Raw genomic sequence first — 3,547 nt, 5'->3', positions numbered from 1 at the left:
TTGGTGATCAACCAGTTCAGGTTCTGCGCCGCCTGGCTCATCGGGCTCACACTAACGCTCCTGGTCGTAGGTGCTGCTGCCGGGGCCGAAGCCCTGGCGGTTGGTGTCCGTTCCTGCGTTGCGTCCCTGCTGGACGCCGCGGCGCAGGTTGCTCAACCTGCCACGCACGTCCTCCGGGGCGCGGGAGACCTGGGGGCCGCCCTGCGGGGTCGCCTCTGCGGTGCCGTCGACCAGGTTGGCCTTGGGCACCCTCCGGGGAAGGCCGGAGGAGGTCACTCCGCCTGCCTTCGGCTCACGTACCTGCTCCGCGCGCTGCCAGCGCGCATCGTTCGCCGAACGCCAGTCGGGGTCGTCCTCCTGCCGGTCCTGCTGGACCGGCTGAGTCCGCTCCTGCCCCTCGGGCTCCTGCCACGCCCTGTCCCGGCGCGGAAGACCCGAACCGGTCACGGAGCGGGTCTCGCTCGACGAGGGCCCCGGTCCGTCGAAGCCTACGCGCTCCGACCCGCCAGCGGGAGCGGCCGGAGGCTCCGATTCCACTCCGAAACCTGAACCGCGGCCACCATCGTAAACGCCCTGCCGGTTCCAGTCTCCTTGACGGGCCTGGGAGTTGAAGGCGTCGAAGGTCTGCCCGCCGCTTCCGGCCGGCTCGTTGTACGACGGCTGCGCGAACCGGGGGGCCTGGTAGTCCTGGTCCCCATAACCCGACTGCGCATAGTCCGACTGCGGGTAGCCCGACTGTGCGTAGTCGTCGTGCGCGTAGTCCTCCCGCGCGTACTCCTGGCCGTAACCGCCCTGCGCGTAGTCGTTCCGCGGGACGCCGGGCCTGGGGTGGTCCTGCTGCTCGCCGGCGTACGCCTCAGGGGCGCCCGACTCCATCTGTGCATGGCGCTCACCGCGGCGCAGCGAACGGCTCACGGAGTCCAACTCCCTTGCGTCGTCCGGAACCGAGAAGCGGGAGTCGTCGAAGCCGAGCTCCTCCGCGGTGCGCAGCGGCTCTCCCTCCTGGGCGCGGGCGTTCGGCTGTGCGGGAACGATCCGGGAGACGGTGAAGTCGTCCTCGATCTGATCCTCGCCGCCTCCACCGTGCGTGATGTCGCTCGGCAGCATGACCAGCGACGTCGTTCCCGACTGCTCCCCGGAGGGGCGCAGCTGGACCCGGATGCCGTGGCGGTCCGCGAGGCGGCCGACCACGTAAAGGCCCATGCGCTGGGAGATCGCCGCGTCCACCTTCGGAGGGTTCGCCAGCTTGTGGTTGATGTCGGCGAAGTCCTCGGCGGTCAGGCCGATGCCCTTGTCGTGGATCTCGACCATGACCCGGCCGTCCGGCAGGCGGGTGGCCGTCACGCGCACCTTGGTCTGGGGCGAGGAGAAGCTCGTGGCGTTCTCCAGCAGCTCGGCCAGCAGATGCACGAGGTCGGTGACGGTGGTGCCGTGGATCTCGCTCTCCGGAACGCCGGTGAGTTCGATCCGCTCGTAGTTCTCCACCTCGGAGGAAGCGGCCCGCAGGATGTCCACGAGGGGCACCGGCTGGGTCCAGCGGCGGCCGGGATCCTCACCGGCGAGAATCAGCAGGTTCTCGCCGTTGCGGCGCATACGCGTCGCGAGGTGGTCGAGCTTGAAGAGGTTCTCCAGCTGGTCCGGGTCGGCCTCGTTGTTCTCGAGGTTGGTGATGAGCGTCAGCTGGCGCTCGATGAGTCCCTGGTTGCGGCTGGAAAGGTTGGTGAAGATCGCGTTGACGTTGCCGCGCAGGAGGGCCTGCTCGGCGGCCAGCCGGACGGCCTCCCGGTGCACCTGGTCGAAGGCGCGGGCGATCTCGCCGATCTCGTCCTGGCTGGTGATGTCGATCGGCCGGACGCGCGTGTCGACCCGACCAGGATCGGTGCGCGACAGCTGGTCGACGAGCGACGGGAGCCGCTGTTCGGCCACGTCGAAGGCGGCATTGCGCAGGCTGAGCATGTTGCGGCTCATCGAGCGGGCCATCAGCCCGGCGAGGAAGAACGCGGCCAGCAGGGCCAGGATCGCGATGCCTCCGGTGATGAACGCATCCTGCTTCGCGTCCTCGGCGATCTTCTGCGTGTCCTTCACCGACTGGTCGGTCATGTACTCCTCGACCGCCCGGTAGGCATTGAATTTGCCCGTTGCCGTGGCGAACCAGGTCTCAGGAGTGATGCCCTGGGCCTTGAGAGCCGCCCGGCTCCGGCCCGAGCCGATCGCCTGGATCATCTTCTCCATCGGGGGAGGAGCCACGAACGGCACGCCCGCCGCGCGCGCCTGACGCTGCGCCTTGGCGATCTTGGTGGCGCCGGCCTTCTTGGCGGCCACCAGGGTGTCCCGCAGCCGCTTCTGGTCCGCCGCGGTACTGCCGGAGACGTACTCCGCCAGCGCGATGTTCTCCAGGTAGGCGTACGACGTGAAGGCCGTGCGCTGCTGCTGGAGGCTCTTGGAGTCCGTGGCCGGGCGGACGAGGAGGTGAGTGCCGATGGCGCGCTGGAGGGACTCCGCGGCCTTCGACAGACCCAGTGCGTAGACGGTTCGTCCGTAGCTGGTGATGTTGCTGGTGCCGAGACCGAGTTCGTTGGCGAACTCCATCAGCGGGTGCTGGACGCGGACGTAGCCCTCTTCGGTCTGGGCCGCGGGCAGGGCCCGGGTGTAAGCGGCCTCGCGGAGCTTGCTGAGGCCTCCTTCGGCATCCTTGAAGGCCTTCAGCCGGCGCTGGAGGCCCGGGGTGTCGGGCATGTCCGCGACCTTGGCGTCGAACTCCCGCTTGGCCTCGTCCGTCGCCGCACGGGCCGACACCACGAGCCTGTTGTCCCGGTCGCCGCGGAGGAGCGGTACGGCGGTGCGGTCACGCTCGTCGATGAGGGCGTGTCCGTAGTCCGCGGCGGCGCGGACCAGACGGGCCGTGCGCTCGGCGTCCTGCGCCTGCTGCCAGGTCTGGATGGAGTTGTTGACCTGCAGGCCGCCGAAGACGAGCGCGACGACCACGGGTAGAAGCAGGATCGCGTTCAGCCGGGTGGGCACACGCCAGTTCTTGGGGGAGAGCCGGCTGCCGCCCGCGGCTGTGCCGTCGGGTGCTCTCGTGGACGACGCCGCTGTGCGCGGCGGCGGGGTGAAGTTCCCTCGCGCTTGTCCTCGGCCCTTCGGCGGGGAGGATTCCAGCGCTCGGTCAGGCTTGCTTCGCCTCACTCGACCAACAACCTCTCGGCGTCGGCACCGTACGTCGTGCCGTCTATCTTCGGGGCGTTTACTACTCACGGGTCAGGGAATTGCAGCACGTCACGGGCTTGCATTCCAAACACCGTTTTCGGGGTCCCCGGGAGAGCTCACCGAGAGGGAAAACCGCACATGTAAGGTTCAACCGGATCAAAAGGTGTGCGATTGTGCGCGCAGGGGAATCGGCCGAATGCGGCCGGTGGGCGAGGACGCCGGATTCTGCTTCGAAACGTTATGAACGACGAGGCGGGCGTGTCGAAAGACACAGCCCGCCCGTCCCGAAAGCCCAACCCCCCGTCGTGCCCCGCTACTTGAGCCGTGCCATGAGTGCGTG

1 protein-coding gene is annotated in these 3,547 nt (G+C 68.8%); it reads right to left on the bottom strand.

Annotation, left to right across the window (positions count from 1 at the left end):
* Positions 1–51: 51 nt before the first annotated feature.
* Entirely contained in the window at positions 52–3,159 is a 3,108-nt protein-coding gene (locus tag M1E25_RS25480; protein WP_251419660.1) for a sensor histidine kinase, read from the bottom strand.
* Positions 3,160–3,547: the final 388 nt, after the last annotated feature.

Origin of the sequence: Streptomyces meridianus (assembly GCF_023703325.1) — a bacterium.
Taxonomy (GTDB): Bacteria; Actinomycetota; Actinomycetes; order Streptomycetales; family Streptomycetaceae; genus Streptomyces; species Streptomyces meridianus.
The sequence above is the reverse complement of the archived record's forward strand: the minus strand, read 5'-3'. Positions and strand labels throughout refer to the sequence as shown.